The following is a 23,331-nucleotide window of genomic DNA, read 5'->3' as shown; positions in this document are numbered from 1 at the left end:
CTTCTAAAATTTGTGTTACTTAATTCATGCTGGTGGGCACATTTTCGATTGAGCCAGCCCTTGAAAAGTATTTATATAACGAGGGATCGCGCAGTTTTACGATGATCACTCCACGGCGCGAGCTGGCATGCACAACATAGCCATTTTGCAGGTAAACACCCACATGGCTAAACTGCTTGCCATCGAAATCAAAAAACACCAGGTCGCCTTCCTTTAGCTCATCTTCATATTTTCGTTTGATGACGGAGATCTGCTTGCTGGTCATGCGGGGAATGGTGACGCCATAGACCTGCTGTTCCAGCAGAAATGCCAGGCCGGAGCAATCAATACCATCTTTATCAAGTCCGCCAAATTTGTAAGGCGTACCCATCCATTGATCAATAAAAGCGTAAAGGCGACCATTTTGAATACTGCCCTTATCAACCTCCATAATTTCAGAATATTTTGAAGCGATATCAGGCGAGGGATTAACCACCTCACCCGGCTGGCCGCGCATAGCGGCCTTGCGCGAGTGACATGAACTTAATATAAATGGGGAAAGGAAAAGTATAAACAAATAAAAACTACGACGCAGGTATATGCTCATAAAGTAAAATTAACTTTAATGTTTATTGAGAGGATGCGGATGTTTTTAACATATTAACATGGGTGGAAGAAGTCTGCAAGTCCGATGTCCGAAAGTCCGGAAGTTAATTTCTTTAAATTAAAACCTTTACAAACTTCGACCTTTCTGACTCGCCGACTTTCGGACATCAGACTTTCGGACCTCGAAAATCAACTCTTCACCACCCTTTGAATTTCATCCAGTTTCATGAGTGCTTCAACCGGGGTTAGGGTATTTACATCAAGGTTGTTCAGCGTATCGCGTATCTTCACCAATACGGGGTCATCTATTGAAAACATCTGCATTTGTACAGCTTGTTTCTGAACCTTGCGGATACTTTCTTTGATATGCTCGCCGCCGGTACGTTCGTTTTCCAATTTCTTTAGGATCTCATTGGCGCGGCTTAACACTTTTGAGGGCATCCCAGCCAGTTTAGCTACGTGGATCCCGAAGCTGTGTTCACTGCCACCCGGTACCAGCTTGCGTAAAAATATGATCTGCTGGCCCACTTCTTTTACCGATACGTTAAAGTTTTTAACCCGGTTAAATGAGTTGCTTAATTCATTAAGCTCATGATAATGTGTAGCAAATAAGGTTTTAGCCCTTGCCGTCGGGTGGTTATGCAGATACTCGGCGATTGACCAGGCAATAGAAATCCCATCATAGGTTGATGTACCACGACCGATCTCATCCAGCAGGATCAGGCTCCTGTCGCTCAGGTTATTGAGGATGCTTGCCGTTTCATTCATCTCTACCATAAAGGTTGATTCGCCGGATGAAAGGTTATCCGAAGCTCCCACCCTTGTAAAGATCTTATCAACCAGGCCTATTGACGCAGCTTTAGCCGGCACAAAACAGCCCATTTGGGCCATCAGTACTATCAAGCCTGTTTGCCTTAATAAAGCCGACTTTCCTGCCATATTAGGGCCGGTAATAATGATGATCTGCTGGGTTTCTGAATCGAGATAAACGCTGTTGGTGATGTACTCCTCGCCTATTGGCAGGTTCTTTTCAATAACAGGGTGGCGACCGCCCTTAATGTCAAGTACCTTACTTTCATTAATTTCGGGCTTAACGTAGTAGTTTTTAATGGAGATAGTTGCAAAGTTGAGCAGCACATCCAAACGGGCTATCAGTTGGGCATTCAACTGGATTGGCTTAATATATTCGGCCAGTGAATACAACAGGTCATTATATAATTGTGTTTCAAGCGCCAGGATCTTTTCTTCGGCACCTAAAATCTGTTCTTCATATTCTTTAAGCTCGGGCGTAATGTACCGCTCGGCATTAACCAGCGTTTGCTTGCGGATCCACTCGGTTGGTACTTTATCCCTGTGGGCATGGGTAACCTCCAGGTAGTAACCAAATACGTTATTGAACGATACTTTAAGCGACGGGATCCCGGTTAGCTCAGCCTCACGCTTCTGGATCTCCAACAGGTAACCTTTACCGCCGAAGGCGATCTTACGCAGCCTGTCAAGCTCTTCATTAATCCCCTCGTTCATTACAGAGCCTTTTACCAGCATCACCGGCGGCTCGGGGTTCAATTCCCGTTCTATCTTTTCACAGATCAACGCGCAGGGGTTAAGCTGCTCGCCAATGGCACGCAGCGGGGCACTTTGTGATGATTCGGCAATCCGCTTAATTTGTGCTATGGCAGTAAGTGCCTTTCTTAACTGGCAAACCTCGCGCGGGTTGGCTTTTTGGAGGCCAATTTTTGAGATGAGCCTTTCCAGGTCGCCTATCTGGCGCAGGTATTGGAGCAGCTCTTCCCTTAGTTCTTCGTTTTCTATCAGGTATTCAACCACACCTAAACGATCATTGATAGCTTTGATCTGCTTCAACGGCATCACAATCCAGCGGCGCAATAAACGCGCGCCCATGGGCGAACAAGTATGATCAAGTACATCAACCAGCGTCATGGCGTTTTCGTTAGCCGAGCCAACCAACTCCAGGTTGCGGATGCTGAACCTGTCGAGCCATAGGTACCTGTCTTCCTCTATCCTGCTGATGGCCGAAATGTGGCCCAGGTTGCGGTGTTCGGTTTCATTCAAATAATGAATAGCCACGCCGGCAGCGATGATGCCTAAATTCAGTTTATCAATACCAAAGCCTTTGAGCGATTTTACACCAAAGTGCTTAAGCAACGTTTCCGTAGCGTAATCGCCGCTGTAGGGCCATTCGTCAAGAGCATAGGTATAGAAGCGGTCGCCATAAGTATCCTTAAAATCGCGCGTACGGCTTTTAGGATAGATCACCTCACTGGGCGAAAAACTTTGCAGCAGTTTATCAATATAATCGCTGTTACCCTGGGCGGTCATGAACTCACCTGTCGAGATATCTATCAGCGCAATACCTATGCTGTTTTTTTCAAAGTGCAGCGAAGCAAGGTAATTATTGCTCTTTTGCTGTAGGATATTATCGTTGGTGGCCACGCCGGGGGTAACCAGTTCGGTTACACCACGTTTAACGATGGTTTTGGTAGTTTTGGGATCTTCCAGCTGATCACAGATGGCCACACGCTGCCCTGCGCGTACCAGCTTAGGCAGGTAAGTATCCAGCGAATGGTGCGGAAAACCGGCAAGCTCAATATGTGTAGCGGCGCCGTTTGCCCGGCGGGTTAGTACGATGCCTAAAATACCGGCAGCCTTAACGGCGTCTTCGCCAAATGTTTCATAAAAATCGCCCACCCTAAACAGCAGCAAAGCACCGGGGTACTTTACTTTAATAGCATTATATTGCTGCATTAAGGGGGTTTCTTTGGTAGTATCTTTAGCCAAGCGGTTACTCCTTCTGTTAATCGGGTAAAGTTAATGCATTGGCAGGGGTTTTAGGGCATTGTTGAAAAGTTGGGGGAGTGTGGAATACAAAGCTATCTTTCGGTCCGGTTAATATAATAAACACAATTTTTTATAGCAGCAAAGTGACTCTCCCGATTAAATGGGTAAGATATTTCAAAGAAATTATTTACTACGCAAATAGGTTGCGCATTGCATATTTTATTTTGTAAAAAAAAGTTATGAATAAGGGAAATTTAGAAAAGGAAGTTTTCAGATTGATGCGTTGTGATAATCTTGGGGATTGTCGAGATATGTTAAACATTTTTTTAGAGTACTTCTTTCGAGTTATCAGAAATAATGACAAGGTAGGAGGCTCAACATCTATGTATAAAGATGCAAGAATGGTTAATCAAATGATTTTTTCAAAAGTCGCTCATTTAAAGGAATTTTTAAATGGGATAGAGTATCAAGCAACTGATGGCATGAGGCTGAATAGAATTATTGACCCTACATTATTGGCAATTTTAGTAAGAAATATTTTCGAAACTATCGGGATGTTTAACGTTGTATATGTAAAACCTAAATCGAATGACGAAAAAAGCATCCTTTATAATTTATGGGTTTTAGCGGGGTTAAATTACAGACAAAGATTTGCTACAGAAAGTATGACAGAAGATGCAAAAAGAAAAGTGGCACATGAGATTGAACAGATAAAAACCTTTAAGGAAAGAATAACGGACACTAAACTCTATAAGTCGCTTTCGTTAAAAGACCAAGGGAAGATACTGACTAAAATAAAGGAAAAGGATTATAAAATATACTTTGAAAATAATGAAGTGCATTTTTTAACATGGTCAGACATTACTAAAATAATGAACATAAAGGATAAAATCACAGATGAAATGTATACCTATTTCTCCCTTTATGCTCATCCGTCAAATGTATCTGTATTTCAATTTGCAAATCTATTTAAAGCTTCTGAGGAGCACTTCGTTAACATGACTATATTCAATTTAAAATACTCTTTCTTTTTAATAAGCACATTCATCGATGATTATCGAAATCTTTTTCCAGAGATTATGCAAACGTTTGAAACTTTATCGATAAGGGATAAAATGGTACTACATAATCTTAACGTTATTTCCCGAGCGACATAATTTCATTGTCGTCGGTTAAACCGACAGCTTATGTTAGAAACAAACAGGTCTTGGCGATCCTTACCTCGCCGCTAACTTCCCGTTCACAATCCTGTCTGCATAATCTTGTATCAGGGCTTTACAATCCTGCATGCCTTTTTGCATTTCAGCGTTGGGTTGCGCGGTCATCAGGTTTTTCTCCAATCCTTTATCGGCAACGGCAAAAACGCCTGTGAAGTTTTTGCCATCAAACAGGTAGGTATAATTACCCTGCATAAACTGGTAGATGTTACCTGTTGAGTTAATAACCCTTGGCTGCTCATCGGGCAGGTTGCTTACCAAACTCCTCCCCCATGACCTGAAGGGTTTGTTATAACCGACTAAATCGACCAATGTTGGATAAATATCCATTTGTGATGCCAGGTCGGTACGCACGCCTTTCAGATTATAAGCGCTGTTGGCACTGTAAAACAGGATAGGCACCGCGAAACGGTTAACCTGCTTACTATATTCGGGATAATAAGTTTGGCTGGTATGATCGGCTGTGATCACAAAAATGGTGTTGTTAAACCAGGGCTGTGTTTTAGCGTAATTGAAAAAGATACGCAGGGAGTTATCTGTATACTGAACACATTTATCAATAGCCAGCGGACCGCCCTTAAACCTTGCTTTATATTTTTCGGGCAGTTGATATGGATCATGCGATGACAGTGTGAACAGCGTAGCCATAAATGGCTGCTTCTGGTTGCTTAGCGTACGCCCCATGAATGGGAAAAAATGCTCGTCCCAAATGCCCCAGATGCCGTCGAAATCTTTGTCGTCGTTGTATTCTGTACGGCCATAATAATTTTTATATCCCAAAATACTGCCAAAACCCTGAAATCCCATCGACCCATTGGCTGCCCCATGGAAGAACGAGGTTTGATATCCCATACTGTCACAAACTGATACCACCGACTGGATATTCTGCTTAGCATAAGGCGATGATGTAAAAGCATTCTGAAAAGATGGGATCCCCGCTATTACCGATGATACAGCATGAATGGATTGCCGTCCTGTAGCGTAAGCATTGGTAAAAATAAGACTGCTGTTTGATAGTGAATCCAAAAACGGCGTATATGATTTAAAGCCTGGGATATTAACATCGCGATTCATGCTGCCCCAATACTCGCGGGCCATGCTCTCCAGTATAATGATAACTACGTTGGGTTTAGCAGCCGGTTTGGTGTTGTATTTTTTTACGGGTTTGATATTACTGCTGATGTATGCTTCGTCTACCCAGTGTTGAAGCTTGTAGTTATTGGTTCCCAGTGTGCGGAATACAGCAAAAGGGGTGTTCAGCACAATATCGCCCTGGTTGGGAACAGTGATGTGTTTATATGCATCAACCATGTTGATAGGCCGTGTGCTATGTGCAAAATCGCCCCTGATACCACCAATAACCAGGGTAAGGATCAACAGGAAGGAAACTATCGACGATAGAAAATACACTTTCTTATCCGTTACCGCAGCGGGCTTTAACTTCACCTGTTTGTACAGCCAAACCCAGCAAACGGAACATAATATAAATATGATGATCACATACCAGTAAGCTTCCGAAAAATGGGTAAATAACAGTTTCTTGTTATTTTCATCGGCCAATACGTCAAGTGTTGCCTTGGTTGAACGCACCTGGCTAAAGCGATAGTAAATGATATCAACAAAGTTGGTGGCGTAAGCAAGCAAATTGGTAACAAAGTACAGGATAGCCATACCTTTTTGAAAAGCCGGCCGGGTATTTACAGTTAAGGGCAAAACGCTGAGCAGGATAAACAGGCTATTGATGTACAGTAAAGCCGTGGTATCAAAGGCCATACCGTAATAGCACAATTTGAGCAGCGCCCAAAAGCTATCAACAGCGAACAGGTGCGTATTGAATGCAAAGAACAATACCCTGGCAATAAAATAAAACAAATACCCCAAAAACAGCCTGTATAAAAGTACTTTATATTCGGCCAACCTCAATTTACTTTCCATGAAAAACGCTTTGCTTTAGTTTCCCCAAAAGCTTGACCGGCAGGAGTTGATCAAACCTAATTTACCCCAGGGAGCTAATAAAAAGCGAAAGTAAAAAAAATAGAATAACAATTATTTAATACGAAATCAACGGTGATTTAATGACATTAGGTTGGCAAAACGGAATGTTAAATATTTTCAAGAGAGGAAAAACGAACCCTGGGAAAGCTGAATCCCCTCTTTTATAAAAATATATCAAATAGCTTTCAATTGCCTGTACTGCCTTAAGGTAGCCTGATTGTTTCTTTTGATCCGGTAAGGCAGCTTTTTCAATTTTTCCTGTAATTGCATATAGGCCTGAAAATCGGCATTGCCCTGTAGTTTTTTCACCAGTTTATCCAACTGATCTTCAAACTTTACAATTTGCTTATAGGCCTCGTTATTATCCCTTAAGTTGGGCAAAAATTCCCGGATGGTGCTATACACCCAAACTTCAAACTTAGGGTTAAGCCAGCCTGCAAATTTCAATGCTAAAATTTCGCACATCCATAGCCCATCCAGCTTATTCACAAATATCATGGCTTCCAGGTCAGCAGAATTCTTTGCGCTGTTCCCTTCAAAATTCGATTCATTAAACGGCAAGGGCATGCTTTTCAATTCGTCAATAAAATCTTTAGTTTGTTTCAGCTTTAAAAACTCTGTTGGGTTTTTCCCAAAGATCTTGCCCATTTCTGTGGCATTGATCATTAAATCCTTATCGCTGATATCAAACTCAACAACCTGATTATTAAATTCAAATTCAAAAACTGCATTTACCATAAGCCTGCTTTAATATATATCTAACTAAAATACAAGTATACCACCAGCAATTTTAAAACTAAAAAAATTAGCAAAAAAGTTTTAAACAATCAAAAAGCGATAAAAATCAGCAATCGAATAACAGCCTAATTTAATACCCATCTCCCCCACTCTAAATAAATCGCCTGCTTTCTATTGCGAATCTCAAATTTTTCATTAACTTTGAAATACAAAGTACTTTTATATAACAAAGTAAAAACAACTAAAAACATATAACATGGAACTTTTTGTCGATGAACATTCGATAGTGCGCAGGATTTGGGGCAAGGCAGATACCATCCTGTTCATTTTCGCCGGGGCCGCAGCCGAGTTTGCCTTAAATAAGGCTGTCGACTGGCTTTATTTTACAGGTAAACTTCCCGCAGATCCATTAGCACGCTTGTTTAACACCGTAGCTTATTCGCGGCAAATCATCTTTTCGGAGCACGAAGCAGCTTTAAAGGCTATCGATAAAATAAACGCCATTCATAAAGGTGTTGAAACCGCCCGTGGTTCCCAAATACCCGACTGGGCTTATCGTGATGTGCTGTTCCTGTTGATCGATCTGTCCATCCGTTCATATGAATTACTGGAAAAGCCTCTTAGCGCAGCCGAAAAAGCCGAAGTGTTTAACGTATTTAACCGGGTTGGCAAACGAATGCAGCTAACAGTGATACCATCAGATTATCAACACTATCTTCAAATGCGTAAAGAACACCTTGAACGCAATTTAATTAACAGCGCCTTCACTGCCGATTTATATCATCAGTATAAAAAACATCTTGGTTTTGCCAGGTATCAGATTCTGAAGCAGGCACAGTTGCTAACCGTGCCCACGCAGGTTAGCCAACAACTGCCGCTGGGTAAAATAGCCTGGCTTTGGCCTGTACTAAAGGTATATAAGGCAATAAAAAACCTTAAACCCGGAAAGTTTTTAAGGGATGCCCTCCTGCCGGTGCAATACAAAATCCAGATCCAGGGAATGGACCATGCATATGCTTTAAATTAATCCATGAAAACAGCTATTAAACATTTCGGGATCTTTGTGCAGCAGCAGGCGCTCTCCTGCCTGTTCCCGGTTTTGGTATTTGCCATGCTGGCACTTTCGCATTTGTTTACAGGCATTTTGCCCCGTTATGACTTTATGCTGATAGCCTGCCTGCTTATTCAGGCTGCTTTATATTACACCGGGATCGAAACTAAGGATGAAGTACTGGTAATTTGCATATTTCACCTGCTGGGCCTGGTAATGGAGCTCTTCAAAGTTCACTACGGCTCATGGGCCTATCCTGAATTTGCTTATCTGAAAATAGGCGGCGTTCCGTTATACAGCGGCTTTATGTATGCCAGTGTTGCCAGCTATATGTGCCAGGCCTGGCGAAGGCTTAACCTGCAAATACAAAACTGGCCTAATCGTTACATTACCCGCATTATAGGTATTTTGATATACTTTAATTTTTTTAGCAATCATTTTATGCCCGATATCCGCTATGGCATAGGCGTGCTGATCCTTTATTTTTTCAGGCGGTCGGTAGTAGTTTTTCATTTACAGGGAAAAGTCTTTCGCATGCCAACAATATTATCATTTATGCTGATAGGTTTTTTCATCTGGCTTGCCGAAAATATAGCTACCCGGCTTGGGGCCTGGCGCTATGCATACCAGCACCATGCCTGGACAGTAGTAAATTATCAGAAAATAAGCTCCTGGGCCTTCCTGGTAATTGTAAGCTTTATCATTGTTGCCGAACTGAAATTATTAAAAGACAGCACAAAGCCGTTACCGGTGTTATCAGCTTGAATACTTTCACAATGTCAAGCTCGGTAATTTCAAAGTAAAGGGGCTAAGCATAAAAGAAGTTTCTTCAGTTCCTTCACATATGTCTAAAATAGCTTGCTCCCAAAGTCCCCAAATCCGAAATCGAAATTCCGAAATCCGAAATCGAAATTCCGAAATCCGAAATTATAATGAAATCACAATTCCCTGATCACCCGGCATGGATTTCCTGCAGCAACTATATTTGCCGGAATACTTTTGGTCACCACACTTCCTGCACCTATTGTCGTATTATCACCTATGGTGACTCCGGGACAAACAATTACACCACCACCCAGCCACACGTTATTGCCAATAGTAATAGGTGCCGCATATTCGGGGCCTTTGATCCGTTCGGCAGCTATTACCGGGTGATAGGCTGTATAGAGCTGCACATTGGGCGCCAGGAACACGTTATCGCCAAAGGTAACACGGGCACAATCCAATATAATGCAGTTAAAATTCAGAAACAGATTATCCCCGGCTATTATATTAAAGCCATAGTCGCAGTAAAAAGGCGATTGAATATCAATATTGCCTTTAAAGCTTCCCAGCAGTTGTTTTAACAGGGCGGTTTTGGTTTCTTTATCATCATAGCTTGCGGCATTGTATTGTGTAAACAATTGCCGGGCCTTTGAACGGGCGGCAACAAGTTCGGCATCTCCGGCATTATACAGTTCGCCGGATATCATTTTTTCAAGTTCAGTCATAGGGTAATGTTTGCATATGCAGGTTACAGGCAAATATAGGTGCTCAATATTTAAACCGGCCACTCATCAACAATGCAAACGCTGTTATAATTCGTTGCATTACCAGGGCATTTGCTTCAATAGGTGTGGTTAATGCACTGGACTTGGATTCATTTCAAATTTCAAAAACTATTCCTTTCCCGTTAAGTTATCTTAATAGTTAACTTTTCATAAATAAAAAGAAAAAAATATGAAAAATTTAAGAATAACAGCCGCAGCTATCGCCCTGTCATTAGCCGGCTCTTTGGCATTAGCTAACGGACACCAAGGTCAAAATACCGGTGTATCAGTAACAAAGTACACATTGACTACTGATACTGTGCCAGATAAAAATAAAAAGAAACCAAAAACTCCGGTACCCACACCAAAACCAACAGATCCTGTGCCAAGTCCAACACCAACACCAACGCCTACTGATCCAAATCGGGTACCAACTCCTGCGCCAACGCCAACACCAAACCCTTCACCAACACCTAATACCCCTAATCCGGCGCCGCAGCCAAACACCCCTAACCCAAGCCCTATACCAAATACGCCAAGCCCGACAACACCAAGCCCGACACCTAATCCGTCGAGCCCAACCAGGCCAAGTCCTGGCCAATAATTACGGATCGGTTTAAAAAAGAACGCCCCGGGATATTGCAACCCGAGGCGTTCATGTTATATTTTCTAATTTATTTAATTACTGACCTGGGTAAAGGTGTAAGGCAGATTAGTGAATGTACCACCTAATATCTGCGACGTTTCAATAGAGGCAATGGTACCATCATCATTATAGTTTACTTTTTTCGTGGTCATGCTATAGGTACCGGTTATCACATTTTTTGATGGATCTATAGAGGTAATTATGATAGAACCCGAACCTGGCTCAACCACCCCCACCTGATTATAGGATGTACCGCCTGTTGATGTGAAGTAAGCCATATTTACCCTGTTGGTAGCGTCAACCTTATAAGTAGCCACCGGAAAAGTATTGACATTGGTAGCATTAGCATCACTTAAAGTAATCGTCCATTTTACTCTTTTCAGGTCAGCAGTACCAACTACATTAAATGATTTTGTTTTAGCAGTAGCATCATAATTTATAGTAGCGGTAACATCATCCGGGATCCATGATGTACCATTTATAGTTGCGGCAAGTATTTGGTCGGAAGTAGTGGAAGCAGAAGTAACAACGTCCTTTTTACAGCCCTGGAATATTATAGCTGATAAAACGAACAGCATTAATAGTTGGATTTTCCTCATATATAAATTTTATGCAAATAACGATGTTTAAGAAGTAATAATCACAACCGAAATTACTTTTTTCACATATTTTAACATTCGCCGGCACGGCGGCTTTTAATAGTTAAGCCCCAATTATAATACAATTCATTTTATTTAACCATATTAGGCCGAAATTTTTAAACATGATCAACGTAAACGAATATTTTGAAGGTGCCGTAAAATCACTGGCATACACCACTCCGCAAGGGCGCTCAACCATCGGCGTTATTGAACCCGGCGAATATGAATTTGGCACATCAAGTCACGAAACCATGACCGTAATTGAAGGCAGCCTTGAAGCTTTATTACCAGGCCAAAGCCAATGGCAAACTTTTACCAACGGTCAAGTATTTGAGGTTGAAGCCAATACATCATTTAAAGTAAAAACAGAAATACAGAGTTCATATTTGTGTACTTACAGATAGTTTATAACTATGGTTCATGGATCATAGTTGATGGTTCATAGGACCGATCAATAATTTGAAGCGAATGGTGCATTAGGAATAATAGGAGCGGATACCGGCCCGTGGCTAATCCTGTGTAGTATAAGCGGATAGCCCGCCGCAGGCAACGCCCATTCAGTTGGCAGCTTAAAGTAGGCGGTTAGCCGTTTTTTTGTCTGAACCCGAATTAAGCTATTCCTTCGTTTACCCTGCAAAGATATTATGTGCCTCCGGTATCCCGAAACTTCTCCTATCTTCCTCAATTAATCCAACTTTCAACCATGATCTATGAACCATCAACTATGAACTAACTTCCCAAATCCTACTAATCACATAGAGAAACACCACAAAATTTAATTTGGTTATAGCTAAAAAGTCAGCTTTAATAAATGTATTGCACAAGTTTGGTATAACTTTATATTGATTCTAAATAATTTTTTTCGTACTTTCATTTTGTACATCATAATATTTGTCTCTTTTCGTTGAGATAATGTTAAATAATTATGATTTAAATAATTGATTTTTTAGAAATCTTTAAAAATTACCGTAAATTTTATAATTTATTTGAGTTTTGGTAACTTCGTGGTTACACCCCTTATAAAATTGTAAACGGTTTAATTTAAACAATGGATCAAACTGATAGCCACCAGGGTCTTTACAGACCGGAATTTGAACACGATTCGTGCGGAACGGGATTTATAACCAATATTAACGGTCATAAAACCAACCAAATTATTGATAACGCGTTAACCATGCTCGAAAACATGGAACATCGCGGTGCGTGCGGATGCGACCCCGAGAGCGGGGACGGTGCGGGAATTTTAATACAATTGCCCCATGAGTTTTTAATGGAAGAATGCTCAAACCTCGAGATCAGCCTGCCGGAACCCGGCGAGTATGGTGTAGGTATGATATTTTTACCTAAAGATTCGGCCCAGAAAAAGGCCTGCCGTACCATTATTAACAATGCTATTGAAAAATTAGGTTTACATAAGCTGGGCGAGCGTAAGCTTACCGTTGATTCATCAGTTATTGGTGAAACAGCCCGCCAGGCCGAGCCTGATATTGAGCAAATTTATATTGCCCGCCCACATCATATTACCAACGCCGATGATTTTGAACGCAAATTATTCGTGCTCAGAAGGTATATCAACAAAACCATTACTGAAACGGTAGCCGGCGCTTCTGATAATTTTTATTTTACATCGTTAAGCTGTAAAACAATTATTTACAAAGGGCAGCTTACTACCTACCAACTGCGTAAATACTATACTGATCTTTCTGATCCGCGTATTGCATCGGGCTTTGCCATGATCCACTCGCGTTTCTCTACCAATACTTTCCCTTCATGGAAACTGGCCCAACCATTCCGCTTAATTGCGCATAACGGCGAGATCAATACCCTTACAGGTAACTTAAACTGGTTTTATGCCGGCCTGAAATCATACGCTTCGTCGTACTTTACTGCCGAAGAAATGGATATGTTGTTGCCGGTGATTGATAACAACCAGTCGGATTCTGCCTGTCTGGATAATATCATTGAAATATTGTTGCACTCCGGCCGTTCATTGCCACATGTAATGATGATGCTGGTACCTGAAGCATGGGACGGCAACGAAGCTATGGATCCGCTTAAAAAAGCGTTCTACGAATTTCACGCTACTTTGATGGAGCCATGGGATGGACCTGCCGCAATTACCTTTACCGATGGTAAACTGGTAGGAGCTTTACTTGATCGTAACGGCTTGCGCCCACTGCGTTTCGTGATCACCAATGATGGTCGTGTAATAGCTGCTTCTGAAGCAGGTACTTTAGCTATCGACGAAAGCACTGTTTTACGCAAAGGCCGTTTACAGCCCGGTAAAATGTTATTGATCGACACTGAAAAAGGCCGTATCATTACAGATGAGGAGATCAAGAAACAAGTTGCTTCACAGCAGCCATATGGCCGCTGGTTAGAAAACTATAAAATTAACCTGAGCGAGCTTTCAGAACCGCGTTTGGCTTTCGCCAGTCTGTCTGAAGCTTCTGTTTACCGTTACCAGCAGGTGTTTGGCTACAGCCGTGAGGATATTGACACCATCATTAAACCGATGGCATTAGACGGCAAAGAACCGGTAGGCTCAATGGGTACCGATGTGCCTTTGGCTATCCTTTCGGACAAACCTCAGCACCTGTCAAGCTATTTCAAACAGTTCTTCGCACAGGTAACCAACCCGCCAATCGACCCAATCCGTGAGCGTTTGGTGATGAGCCTTGCTACCTTTATCGGCAACAATGGCAACCTGTTGGATGAAGACAAAATGCATTGCCATTGTGTGGTATTGAAACACCCGATATTGAAAAACCATCAGTTAGAAAAACTGCGTAGTATTGATACCGGCCTGTTCCACGCTAAAACACTGCAAACATACTTTAAGGCTGATGGCCTGCCGGGTTCACTGGAAAAAGGCATTGCACGCCTTTGCCGCTACGCCGAGGATGCCGTTGATGATGGTTTTGAGGTATTGATCCTTTCGGATCGTGCGGTTGACTCTGAGCATGCCCCCATCCCTACCCTGCTTGCAGTTTCTGCTGTACACCACCATTTGATCCGCAAGGGTCGCCGTGGCGCTGTTGGCCTGGTTGTTGAAACCGGCGATGCCTGGGAAGTGCACCACTTTGCCTGTTTACTGGCCTTTGGTGCTACAGCTATAAACCCGTACCTGGCGCTTTCAACCATTGAAACGCTCAAGGACAATGGCAGCCTTGAAACCAGCTACGATATCAAAAAGCTGCGTAATAACTACGTTAAATCTATTAACGATGGCTTGCTGAAGATCTTCTCAAAAATGGGGATTTCAACCTTACAGTCATACCATGGCGCACAGGTATTCGAGATCCTTGGCATAAACAAAACCGTTGTTGACAAATACTTCCACGGTGCTGTTACCCGTATAGGTGGTTTAGGCCTTGACGAAATTGCCCGTGAAGCACTTTGCAAACACAAAATGGGTTTTGAAGCTAAAGGAGCTGATAACCTGTTACCTGAAGGTGGTATTTACCAGTGGAAACGCCGCGGTGAAGCCCACTTGTTTAACCCAACCACTGTTCACCTGTTACAGCACGCCACACGTACTAATAGCTACGAGGTATATAAAAACTACGCTAAGGTAGTTAACGAGCAAACTGAAAAGCACTTCACCATCCGTGGTTTGCTTGATTTTGCCCACCACCGCGAAGCTATCAGCATCGAAGAGGTTGAGCCTGCAGAAAGCATCATGAAGCGTTTTGCTACAGGTGCCATGTCATTCGGCTCTATCTCTCACGAGGCACACAGCACCATGGCTATTGCTATGAACCGCATTGGCGGTAAAAGCAACACCGGCGAAGGTGGTGAGGATGAAATGCGTTACGACAAATTGCCAAATGGCGATTCATTACGTTCGGCTATTAAACAGGTAGCATCAGGCCGTTTTGGGGTAACTTCAAACTACCTTACCAACGCCGACGAGTTACAGATAAAAATGGCGCAGGGTGCAAAACCAGGTGAAGGCGGTCAGCTGCCGGGCCACAAGGTTGACGACTGGATCGCTAAAACCCGTCACTCTACTCCGGGTGTCGGTTTGATCTCTCCTCCGCCGCACCACGATATTTACTCTATCGAAGATTTGGCACAGCTTATCTTCGACCTTAAAAATGCAAACCGTGCTGCCCGTATCAACGTTAAGCTGGTATCAAAAGCCGGTGTAGGTACAATTGCAGCCGGTGTTGCCAAAGCTCATGCCGATGTGATCCTGATTGCAGGTTATGACGGTGGTACTGGTGCATCGCCAATAAGCTCTATCAAACACGCTGGCTTGCCATGGGAGCTTGGTTTAACCGAAGCTCACCAAACACTGGTACGTAATAAACTGCGCAGCCGTGTGGTACTACAAACAGACGGTCAGCTGAAAACCGGCAGGGATTTGGCAATCGCAGCTCTGATGGGTGCCGAAGAATGGGGTGTAGCTACTGCTGCCCTTGTTGCAGGCGGCTGTATCATGATGCGTAAATGCCACCTGAACACCTGCCCTGTAGGTGTAGCTACTCAAGATCCTGAATTACGTAAATTATTCTCGGGCAAACCTGAGCACATCGTTAACCTGTTCCGCTTTATGGCCGAAGAGTTGCGCGAAATCATGGCCGAGCTTGGTTTCCGTACTATTCATGAAATGGTTGGCCGCGTACAGTTCCTGAAAGTGAAAGATAACCTGCAAAGCTGGAAAGCCAAAAAGATCGACTTGAGCGGCATCCTGCACCCGGTTACCAACACCAAAGGTATGACCTTGTACAACAGTGAATCACAGGATCATGGCATGGCCAATATCCTTGACTGGAAACTATGGGAAGCTGCGAAGCCTGCTATTGAAGATAAAACCCCGGTATTTGCTTCGTTTGATGTGATCAACGTTGACCGCACTATCGGTACCTTGTTATCTAACGAGATTTCTAAAGTGTATGGTTCGGCCGGTTTACCTGACAATACCGTTAACTTCAAATTTAAAGGTTCGGCCGGTCAAAGTTTTGCAGCATTCACCACTAAAGGTGTTTCTTTCGAGCTGGAAGGCGAAGCTAATGATTATGTAGGTAAAGGTCTTTCGGGCGCTCAGATAGCCGTTTATCCGGCAGCTAACGCCACATTCGTACCTGAAGATAACATCATCATCGGTAACGTAGCCCTTTATGGTGCTACATCAGGTGAGTTGTTTGTAGGCGGTATGGCCGGCGAGCGTTTCGCGGTACGTAACTCTGGCGCTACCACTGTTGTTGAAGGTATCGGCGACCATGGTTGCGAGTACATGACCGGTGGTCGTGCGCTTATCCTTGGTAATACAGGCCGCAATTTTGCAGCCGGTATGAGCGGAGGTATAGCATGGGTTTACAATCCTGAAGGTACGTTTGCAGAAAATTGCAATACTGAGATGGTTGACCTTGACCCGCTAAGTGTACAAGACGAAGAACAGATCCTCACCCTGCTGCGTAAACACATCACCTTAACAGGCAGCAAGCTGGCGCAAAAGATACTAAACAACTGGAATGAAGCATCAACCCAGTTTGTGAAAGTATTCCCGAGAGAGTATAAAAAAGTATTAGAGAAATTACAATATCAAACCATAGGCTAAGAAATGGGAAAACCTACAGGATTTCAGGAGTTTAATCGCGAACTTCCATCAAAAGTTCCGGCTGCTGAACGCGTTAAGAACTATAACGAATTTGTGAATTTATATACTGAAGAGAAGCTTAACCAGCAATCGGCCAGGTGTATGAATTGCGGTATCCCTTTCTGCCATTCGGGATGCCCCCTTGGTAATATCATTCCTGAGTTTAACGACGCCGTGTATCGTAAAAACTGGGAAGAAGCTTACCATATATTATCATCAACTAATAACTTCCCTGAGTTTACGGGGCGCATCTGCCCTGCTCCATGCGAATCTGCATGTGTGTTAGGCATCAATAAGCCGCCTGTTGCTATTGAGGAAATTGAGCGCCACATCATCGAGATCGCTTATGAGAAAAACCTTGTAAAACCAACTGCACCGCTTGTTAAAACGGGCAAAAAGGTAGCCGTTGTAGGTTCGGGCCCTGCGGGTCTTGCCGCAGCAGCCCAACTGGTAAAAGTTGGCCACACCGTTACCGTTTACGAACGTGATGACCGTGCAGGCGGCTTGCTTCGCTATGGCATCCCCGATTTTAAACTGGAAAAATGGGTTGTTGAGCGCCGTGTTGAGGTGATGGAAAAAGATGGCGTTGTATTTAAATACAACAGCGAGGTTGGCGTAAACGTAGCTGCCGACGAACTGGTACGTAATAACGATGCCGTGATTTTAGCAGGAGGTTCAACAATCCCGCGTAACCTTAACATTCCGGGCCGTGAGTTAAAAGGCATCCATTTTGCAATGGATTTCCTGAAACAGCAAAACAAACGTGTTAGCAATATTGAAGTTACTGCCGAAGATATTATAGCTACAGGTAAAGATGTAGTGGTAATTGGCGGTGGTGACACCGGATCAGACTGTGTGGGTACTTCAAACCGCCAGGGTGCTGCATCAATCAAGCAATTTGAGGTGATGTTCCAGCCGCCGGCTCAGCGTACACAGCATATGCCATGGCCTACTTACCCAATGGTACTGAAAACTACCAGCTCACACGAGGAAGGTGCCGACCGTTTTTGGGGTGTTAACACCTTAGAATTTTTAGGTGATGAAGAAGGTAACCTGCGCGCGTTAAAAGTAGTTGATGTTGAATGGGAACAGGATTTCATGGGTCGTCCGGTAAAATTCCATGTGGTTGAAGGTTCGGAGCGTGAAATCCCTTGTCAGCGTGTATTCCTGGCTATGGGTTTCTTACATCCACAACATGATACTTTCATCAGCCAGCTTGGGGTTGAACTTGACGACCGTAAAAACGTTAAAGCCAAAGAAGGTGTTTACCGTACCAACGTAAGCAAAGTATTTACAGCAGGCGATATGCGCCGCGGACAATCATTAGTAGTTTGGGCCATATCTGAAGGCCGTGAAGCTGCCCGCAAGGTTGACGAGTTTTTAATGGGCCACTCTCTGCTGGAAAGTAAAGACGCTGTTAACCAGTTCGACCAGGTGTTTTAAGTTAGTGATTAGAGGTTGGAGATTAGAGGTTAGTTTCTTTTCTCCTTTTTCATAAAAACAACAAAGCCGGGCGTTTGCCCGGCTTTGTTGTTTTTACGTTATTTGTTTACTTTTCAAGGTATTCTTTAAGCGAAATACCGGTAATATGTGTCCATCCGGCAATAAAGTTTTCTCTTTTGAAGGAATCAAGCGGTGGAAAGGTTTCGAGGCCGCTATGGGTAAGTATCAATTTGGTACCCTCCCCTTCCGGGAAAAGCTCCCAGGTAACTTCTGAATTGCCTTCGTAACCGTCATAGCGCCAGGTGTAAGCAATAGTTTTGCCTTCAACAACTTTAGTTACCCGGCACAGGTGACGATATTGAAAATTATTGTTATCTCCTGCCGTAAATTCAAATTCAAAACCTACCTCGGGTTTAAACTCGGCAAGGTCAAAATACCATTCTTTCATTTTTTCCTTAACAGTAATCGCTTCCCATACTCTTTGTATAGGCGCCGCATAAATCCTTTCAATAACAAATGGTTGCGTACTCATAGTTTGTTGTTTTTATGGTTATCTGTATTGTGTTCGGTTAAAAAAGCGTCGAGGGCATCCAGCTTCTGCGTCCAAAACCGGCGGTATTGCTCTGCCCAGTCTGTAACTTGCTTTAACTGTTTCAAATCGGCATGACAATAGCGTTCCCTCCCCTGTTGCTTAATAATGAGCAAACCGCATTCGGTTAATATTTTTATGTGTTTGGATACGGCCGGCCTGCTGATATCAAAATTATCGGCCACGGCATTAAGGTTCATTTGCCGGTTGGCCAGCAGGTTAATGATCTCACGACGGGTTGGGTCGGCAATGGCCTGGAAAACATCTCTTCGCATAGTAACAGAACGGAAACATGAAACCGTTCGGTTACAAATATAAATGAAACCATTTGGTCACGCAATATCTATTTTAATTTTCTTAAAAAGACGCAACACGCACCTACAGGGTGTTACTTTACTTTCAACATACTTATTTACAAGCATATGCAATACACTCCTATCCGCAAATCATTTCATTATTCGCCAAATAAGCGATATGGTCAGCAAGCAGCAGCGCCTATACCATAGGTAATTTTACGTAGTGAAAATTGGGTGATTATACCTATTTCGGGGTATTGCTTTTTACCATATTTTTATCCCACCTGAATGTTTAATGCAATTTAATACAATGGCAGTACGTATAGTATCTATAAAAACCGACAGCGCACCGCACGATAACCCGTATGTGGCCATCGACTCACTTGAATGGATCAACGAGCGGATCAATGTAAAAGGCCTCACCGAAAGGTCGAAACTTTATGACTGGATAAAACATGAGGATGGTGAGGCTTACATTATTGACGACAAAGGCAATAAAACCAGCTTGATCCCTGCTGTTTGTCCCAAGGGCAACAAGTATGTTAAGACTGTTTACGACGAATCGAAACCCGACTATCTGCTCGGCTTACCGGAATGTGCCTGAAAAGTTGTTACCAGTTTTTAAAAGGATGAACGCTTAACCTGGCATTGTAATACCGATCATCGCCGGTTACCTCAGCTGTTACCCATGGCGGCAGCTCAAATTCTTCATCCTCGCTGCCAAGCTCAATTTCGGCCATCAACAAACCCTGGTTATCGCCTAAAAACTCGTCAACTTCCCAAAGTTTACCGGCGTGGTGGATGTCATAGCGGTATTTTTCCAACTCGGAGGCGGCAAAATTATCAAGCAACTGAACGCCATCGGCTGCGGGAATAGTATATTCAAACTCGCTTCGGCTAAAACCTGCTGTACTTCCTTTTATAGTGATATATGCTTCGGTATCAGTAACCCGTACCCTTATTGTTTTCTTTTCATCACTAAAAATATACCCCTGCCTGAAATGCATTGCCTCAGGCTTTGTTACCAGCTGCCATTTTTCCCGATCTACCAAAAATTTACGTTCTATTTCAATTGCCATCAGTTTATATCAGATTTACTTACAATCTGCAATTTTAGCATTATTTAACATTTGGGCATTGGTAAATATCATATATTTATAATATATCGAACCTATATGCTAATTGCTAAACCTTTTACAAATTTAACCTGCATTGTATTGACTTTGTTTTGCCTTGGCTGTAAACACCGCAACATTGTTAAACATGACGGCGAAAAAGATCTGATCTCATTTAAACCTGTCTTTGGCATCAGCTATACCGAAATTGCGCGGCGCTCACAAAACGGGCTATCATTTAACCATTTTGGTTACCAGTTAGAACCGGAATGGAAAATGCGATTTGTTTCAAATGATTCTACCAGTATCTATAGCCCAACAAAAAAACAGTTCATCAATTTTCCCCTTACCCGTGGTTATGACTCTATTTTTAATACGGCCCGCACCTGGCTCAAAGTTAAAACCATGACAAAAGACAGCATGATCATTGAATTGCTCAAGGCCTATGCAGATTCGGTTGACACTCGCGGCGCTAAAGTTTACATGGTTTTTTATGCGGATAAGTATATAAACAATGTACTTCATGGCGATTTAAGCAAATGCAAAAGTCCCAGCCGAAGGGATACTGTATATATACAATCATTAACCAATGCAGCCAATAAAGATTTTACCAAAGCATTTGCCGCAAGACAACCTGTTGAACTCGAAAGCAAAAGCCCGCATGTTACTTTTAGTAAACGCCATACAGAGCCCACCATGCTCAACAACTTCGATACTTCCTATGATTATATGAACCCCGAGTTTGATATTACCATCGATAAAGCATACAGCAATTTTTACTATTCATTCTCCATGTTTATTGATCCGGCCGGGCAAATACATTATGGAAAACCCCTTACGGTATTTACAGAAAAAAGCTACGAGGAAAATTATATTCACCTCTCTACAGCGGTAATGAACAGTTACCTTAAATACTACCTGAACTTTATTCCCGGTAAAACACTTGGTATAGTGCATACCAGTGAGATAGCCGTTCATGTTACGGGAAACCGGGGCGTATAGATTCAAGTCACGAGGTTATGTAACCTCCTCGTTTTAGCGTTCATAATAAGTCATATATTTAACAAATACCTATATGATAACTAACAAATCTATAGCAAAATTAACCTGCATTGTTTTGGCTTTGCTTTGCATGGGCTGCAAACAACGTAACATTGTTAAACACAATGGCGAAAAAGACCTGATTTCGTTTAAACCTGTATTGGGTATCAGCTATACAGAAATAGCGCGCAGATCAGATAACGGGCTGTCATTTAATAACTCCGGTTATCAATTAGAGCCGCAATGGAAAATACAATTCGTTTCCGATGACTCAGTCAGCATTTACAGCCCGACAAAAAAACAATTTATCAATTTTCCGCTTACCCGCGGATACGATTCCGTTTTTAATACCGCCCGCAGCTGGTTAAAAATTAAGACCATGACTAAGGATAGCATGATCATCGAAATGCTTAAAGCTCGCGGCGATTCAGTTGATACCCGTGGCGCAAAGGTTTATATGGTTTTTTATGCCGATAATTATATTAAAAACACACTTCACGGTGATTTGAGCAAATGTAAAAGCCCTAACCGCAAAGACTCGATATATATAAAGCAGTTAGCCGAAGCTGCCAATAAAAACATTAAAAAAGCTTTTGCAGCCCGCCAACCGGTTGAGCTTAGCAGCAGCAGTAACCGGATAAAAATAAAAAAACTCCATACCGAGCCAACCATGCTCAACAATTTTAACCCATCCGACTATATGCGCCCCGAGTTTGACATCACTATTGACAAAGCCTATGCAAACTTTTACTATTCGTTCTCAATTTTTGTTGACCCCGTGGGGCGGATGCATTATGGTAAACCCCTACGGGTATTTTTCGAAGAAACTCAAAGGGTAAGCAATACCCATCTTTCAAAAGCCGTAATGGAAACTTACCTCAAGTTTTATCTTGATGTGAAGCCAGGCAGTACACTTGGCATTGTGCATACCAGCGAGATTGCAGTAAACGTTACCGGCAAAAGTGGCTTATAATGATATCGGTCCATTTTTTAGCCATTTATCAAATTATCTATATCTTTAGCAGCAATGCTACTTATCAATCTTAAAAAGTTAAAACCGGCAGCATTTGGGCTGCTCATCATTATATCTGCCTTTATTTCAGGTTGCGGCAGCGGCTCTTCAGGTAACAAGAAAAGAGAGTTGATCTCCTTTAAACCTTACAATGGCATCAACTACTCTGAAGTATCCAGACGTCAAAAAAATGGCCTCTCGTTTAACGAATACGGTTATCAACTGGAGCCGCAGTGGAAGCTAAAATTTGTTTCAGACGATTCGATAAGCATTTTCAGTCCAACAAAAAATGCATTTATTAATTTCCCGCTAACACGTGGCTATGATTCAATCTTCAACGCAGCGCGCTCATGGTTAAAGATAAGGCAAATCAATAAAGACAGTATCACCATGGAGATCCTGATCCAGAAAGGGGATTCACTTGATGTTAAAGGCACCAAGGTGTTCATGCGATTTTTTGCTGATAATTATGTAAAAAACGTTTTGCACACCGATACCGCTACATTAAGAAGGCCAAGCCGTGCCGATACAGTATTCATCCGTTCGCTTGCCGCTAAAGCAACTGCAGATTATACCAAGGCTTTTGCAGCCAGACAGCCGGCTACAATAACCAGCAATAGCCCGCTGGTAACCGTATCTCGCCGCACTACCAAACCGGACATACTTAATAATTTCGATAACTCTGATGACTACCTCGACCCTACTTACGACATTGTGATCAAAAATGCCTATAAGGATTTCTATTTTTCCTTCACCATGTATGTTGATGATAAAGGTAGTTTGTACTACGGTGCCCCGCTTGTCGGATTTAACGGCGACCAGGAAAGAGAAGCCGATTATATTCATACCTCAAAAGCCGTTGTGGACAGCTACTTTAAATTTTACCTTAATGTAAAGCCTGGTACTACCCTGGGCATCATCCACTCAAGCATGGTTTCGGTACATGTTGAGGGCAAGGCCAAAACTGCAGCCAAGTAACAATTGTGCTATTTTGTATAAGCGCATAGCTTTTAGCGTTTAACTTTCGCA

20 protein-coding genes are annotated in these 23,331 nt (G+C 42.7%); 10 read left to right on the top strand and 10 right to left on the bottom strand.

Annotation, left to right across the window (positions count from 1 at the left end):
- Positions 1–19: 19 nt before the first annotated feature.
- Positions 20–586 (bottom strand): C40 family peptidase, encoded by a 567-nt coding sequence (locus BLP33_RS08805; RefSeq protein WP_090526655.1) that lies wholly within the window; start codon positions 584–586, stop codon positions 20–22.
- A gap of 188 nt (positions 587–774) precedes the next feature.
- Positions 775–3,384: a DNA mismatch repair protein MutS gene (gene mutS / locus BLP33_RS08800; RefSeq protein ID WP_090526653.1), complete on the bottom strand. Its 2,610-nt coding sequence runs from the start codon at positions 3,382–3,384 to the stop codon at positions 775–777.
- Between the two features lie 239 nt (positions 3,385–3,623).
- Between mutS and BLP33_RS08795 the strand changes: the two genes are divergently transcribed.
- Entirely contained in the window at positions 3,624–4,541 is a 918-nt protein-coding gene (locus tag BLP33_RS08795; RefSeq protein ID WP_090526651.1) for a hypothetical protein, read from the top strand.
- Positions 4,542–4,601: 60 nt separating this feature from the next.
- Here the strand turns inward: BLP33_RS08795 and BLP33_RS08790 are convergent, their stop codons facing one another.
- Both BLP33_RS08790 and BLP33_RS08785 read right to left on the bottom strand, forming a co-directional pair.
- The gene (locus BLP33_RS08790) at positions 4,602–6,536 is read right to left on the bottom strand and encodes an LTA synthase family protein (RefSeq protein WP_090526649.1); all 1,935 of its coding nucleotides are present in this window, start codon (positions 6,534–6,536) and stop codon (positions 4,602–4,604) included.
- 234 nt (positions 6,537–6,770) lie between these two features.
- The gene (locus BLP33_RS08785; RefSeq protein WP_090526647.1) at positions 6,771–7,334 is read right to left on the bottom strand and encodes a KilA-N domain-containing protein; all 564 of its coding nucleotides are present in this window, start codon (positions 7,332–7,334) and stop codon (positions 6,771–6,773) included.
- 256 nt (positions 7,335–7,590) lie between these two features.
- Between BLP33_RS08785 and BLP33_RS08780 the strand changes: the two genes are divergently transcribed.
- Together BLP33_RS08780 and BLP33_RS08775 are read left to right on the top strand one after the other, a co-directional pair.
- Positions 7,591–8,361: an oxygenase MpaB family protein gene (locus BLP33_RS08780; protein ID WP_090526646.1), complete on the top strand. Its 771-nt coding sequence runs from the start codon at positions 7,591–7,593 to the stop codon at positions 8,359–8,361.
- Positions 8,362–8,364: 3 nt separating this feature from the next.
- Entirely contained in the window at positions 8,365–9,150 is a 786-nt protein-coding gene (locus BLP33_RS08775) for a DUF817 domain-containing protein (RefSeq protein ID WP_090526644.1), read from the top strand.
- 173 nt (positions 9,151–9,323) lie between these two features.
- Here the strand turns inward: BLP33_RS08775 and BLP33_RS08770 are convergent, their stop codons facing one another.
- From BLP33_RS08770 to BLP33_RS08760, 3 genes are all read right to left on the bottom strand, one after another.
- Positions 9,324–9,875: a sugar O-acetyltransferase gene (locus BLP33_RS08770; protein WP_090526642.1), complete on the bottom strand. Its 552-nt coding sequence runs from the start codon at positions 9,873–9,875 to the stop codon at positions 9,324–9,326.
- Positions 9,876–10,184: 309 nt separating this feature from the next.
- A complete protein-coding gene (locus tag BLP33_RS27420; protein ID WP_175489974.1) occupies positions 10,185–10,559 on the bottom strand; it encodes a hypothetical protein in 375 nt (124 codons plus the stop codon).
- Positions 10,560–10,592: 33 nt separating this feature from the next.
- Complete coding sequence (locus tag BLP33_RS08760) at positions 10,593–11,159, bottom strand: DUF6252 family protein (RefSeq protein ID WP_139159961.1); 567 nt, start codon at positions 11,157–11,159, stop codon at positions 10,593–10,595.
- A gap of 164 nt (positions 11,160–11,323) precedes the next feature.
- Here BLP33_RS08760 and BLP33_RS08755 point away from each other — a divergent pair, with 164 nt between their 5' ends.
- The 3 genes from BLP33_RS08755 to BLP33_RS08745 all read left to right on the top strand — a co-directional run bounded on the left by BLP33_RS08755 (position 11,324) and on the right by BLP33_RS08745 (position 18,249).
- On the top strand, positions 11,324–11,605 hold the full coding sequence (locus BLP33_RS08755; RefSeq protein WP_090526637.1) for a pyrimidine/purine nucleoside phosphorylase: 282 nt from the start codon (positions 11,324–11,326) through the stop codon (positions 11,603–11,605).
- A 644-nt stretch (positions 11,606–12,249) separates the two neighbouring features.
- Positions 12,250–16,767 (top strand): glutamate synthase large subunit, encoded by a 4,518-nt coding sequence (gene gltB / locus BLP33_RS08750; protein WP_090526636.1) that lies wholly within the window; start codon positions 12,250–12,252, stop codon positions 16,765–16,767.
- A 3-nt stretch (positions 16,768–16,770) separates the two neighbouring features.
- On the top strand, positions 16,771–18,249 hold the full coding sequence (locus BLP33_RS08745) for a glutamate synthase subunit beta (protein ID WP_090526634.1): 1,479 nt from the start codon (positions 16,771–16,773) through the stop codon (positions 18,247–18,249).
- A gap of 106 nt (positions 18,250–18,355) precedes the next feature.
- On the opposite strand, the gene BLP33_RS08740 is transcribed toward BLP33_RS08745, so the two are convergent.
- A complete protein-coding gene (locus BLP33_RS08740; RefSeq protein ID WP_090526632.1) occupies positions 18,356–18,781 on the bottom strand; it encodes an SRPBCC family protein in 426 nt (141 codons plus the stop codon).
- Positions 18,778–19,113, bottom strand: coding sequence for an ArsR/SmtB family transcription factor (locus BLP33_RS08735; protein WP_090526630.1), 336 nt, complete (start codon positions 19,111–19,113; stop codon positions 18,778–18,780). Before BLP33_RS08735 ends, BLP33_RS08740 begins: the two co-directional genes overlap by 4 nt.
- A gap of 331 nt (positions 19,114–19,444) precedes the next feature.
- Here BLP33_RS08735 and BLP33_RS08730 point away from each other — a divergent pair, with 331 nt between their 5' ends.
- Positions 19,445–19,738 carry a hypothetical protein gene (locus BLP33_RS08730; protein ID WP_139159960.1) on the top strand — a complete coding sequence of 98 codons (294 nt, stop codon included), beginning with the start codon at positions 19,445–19,447 and terminating at the stop codon, positions 19,736–19,738.
- A 7-nt stretch (positions 19,739–19,745) separates the two neighbouring features.
- Here BLP33_RS08730 and BLP33_RS08725 read toward each other — a convergent pair whose 3' ends face one another.
- On the bottom strand, positions 19,746–20,213 hold the full coding sequence (locus tag BLP33_RS08725; RefSeq protein WP_090526626.1) for a CYTH domain-containing protein: 468 nt from the start codon (positions 20,211–20,213) through the stop codon (positions 19,746–19,748).
- Between the two features lie 96 nt (positions 20,214–20,309).
- On the opposite strand from BLP33_RS08725, the gene BLP33_RS08720 reads away from it, so the two are divergent.
- The 3 genes from BLP33_RS08720 (at position 20,310) to BLP33_RS08710 (ending at position 23,280) form a co-directional block, all read left to right on the top strand.
- Complete coding sequence (locus BLP33_RS08720) at positions 20,310–21,251, top strand: hypothetical protein (protein ID WP_090526624.1); 942 nt, start codon at positions 20,310–20,312, stop codon at positions 21,249–21,251.
- A gap of 73 nt (positions 21,252–21,324) precedes the next feature.
- Positions 21,325–22,263, top strand: a complete 939-nt coding sequence (locus BLP33_RS08715) for a hypothetical protein (protein WP_090526622.1) — start codon at positions 21,325–21,327, stop codon at positions 22,261–22,263.
- Positions 22,264–22,317: 54 nt separating this feature from the next.
- Complete coding sequence (locus BLP33_RS08710) at positions 22,318–23,280, top strand: hypothetical protein (protein ID WP_090526620.1); 963 nt, start codon at positions 22,318–22,320, stop codon at positions 23,278–23,280.
- Positions 23,281–23,331: the final 51 nt, after the last annotated feature.

Source organism: Mucilaginibacter sp. NFR10 (assembly GCF_900100445.1).
GTDB lineage: Bacteria > Bacteroidota > Bacteroidia > Sphingobacteriales > Sphingobacteriaceae > Mucilaginibacter > Mucilaginibacter rubeus.
This window is presented reverse-complemented; position numbering and strand designations above follow the sequence as displayed.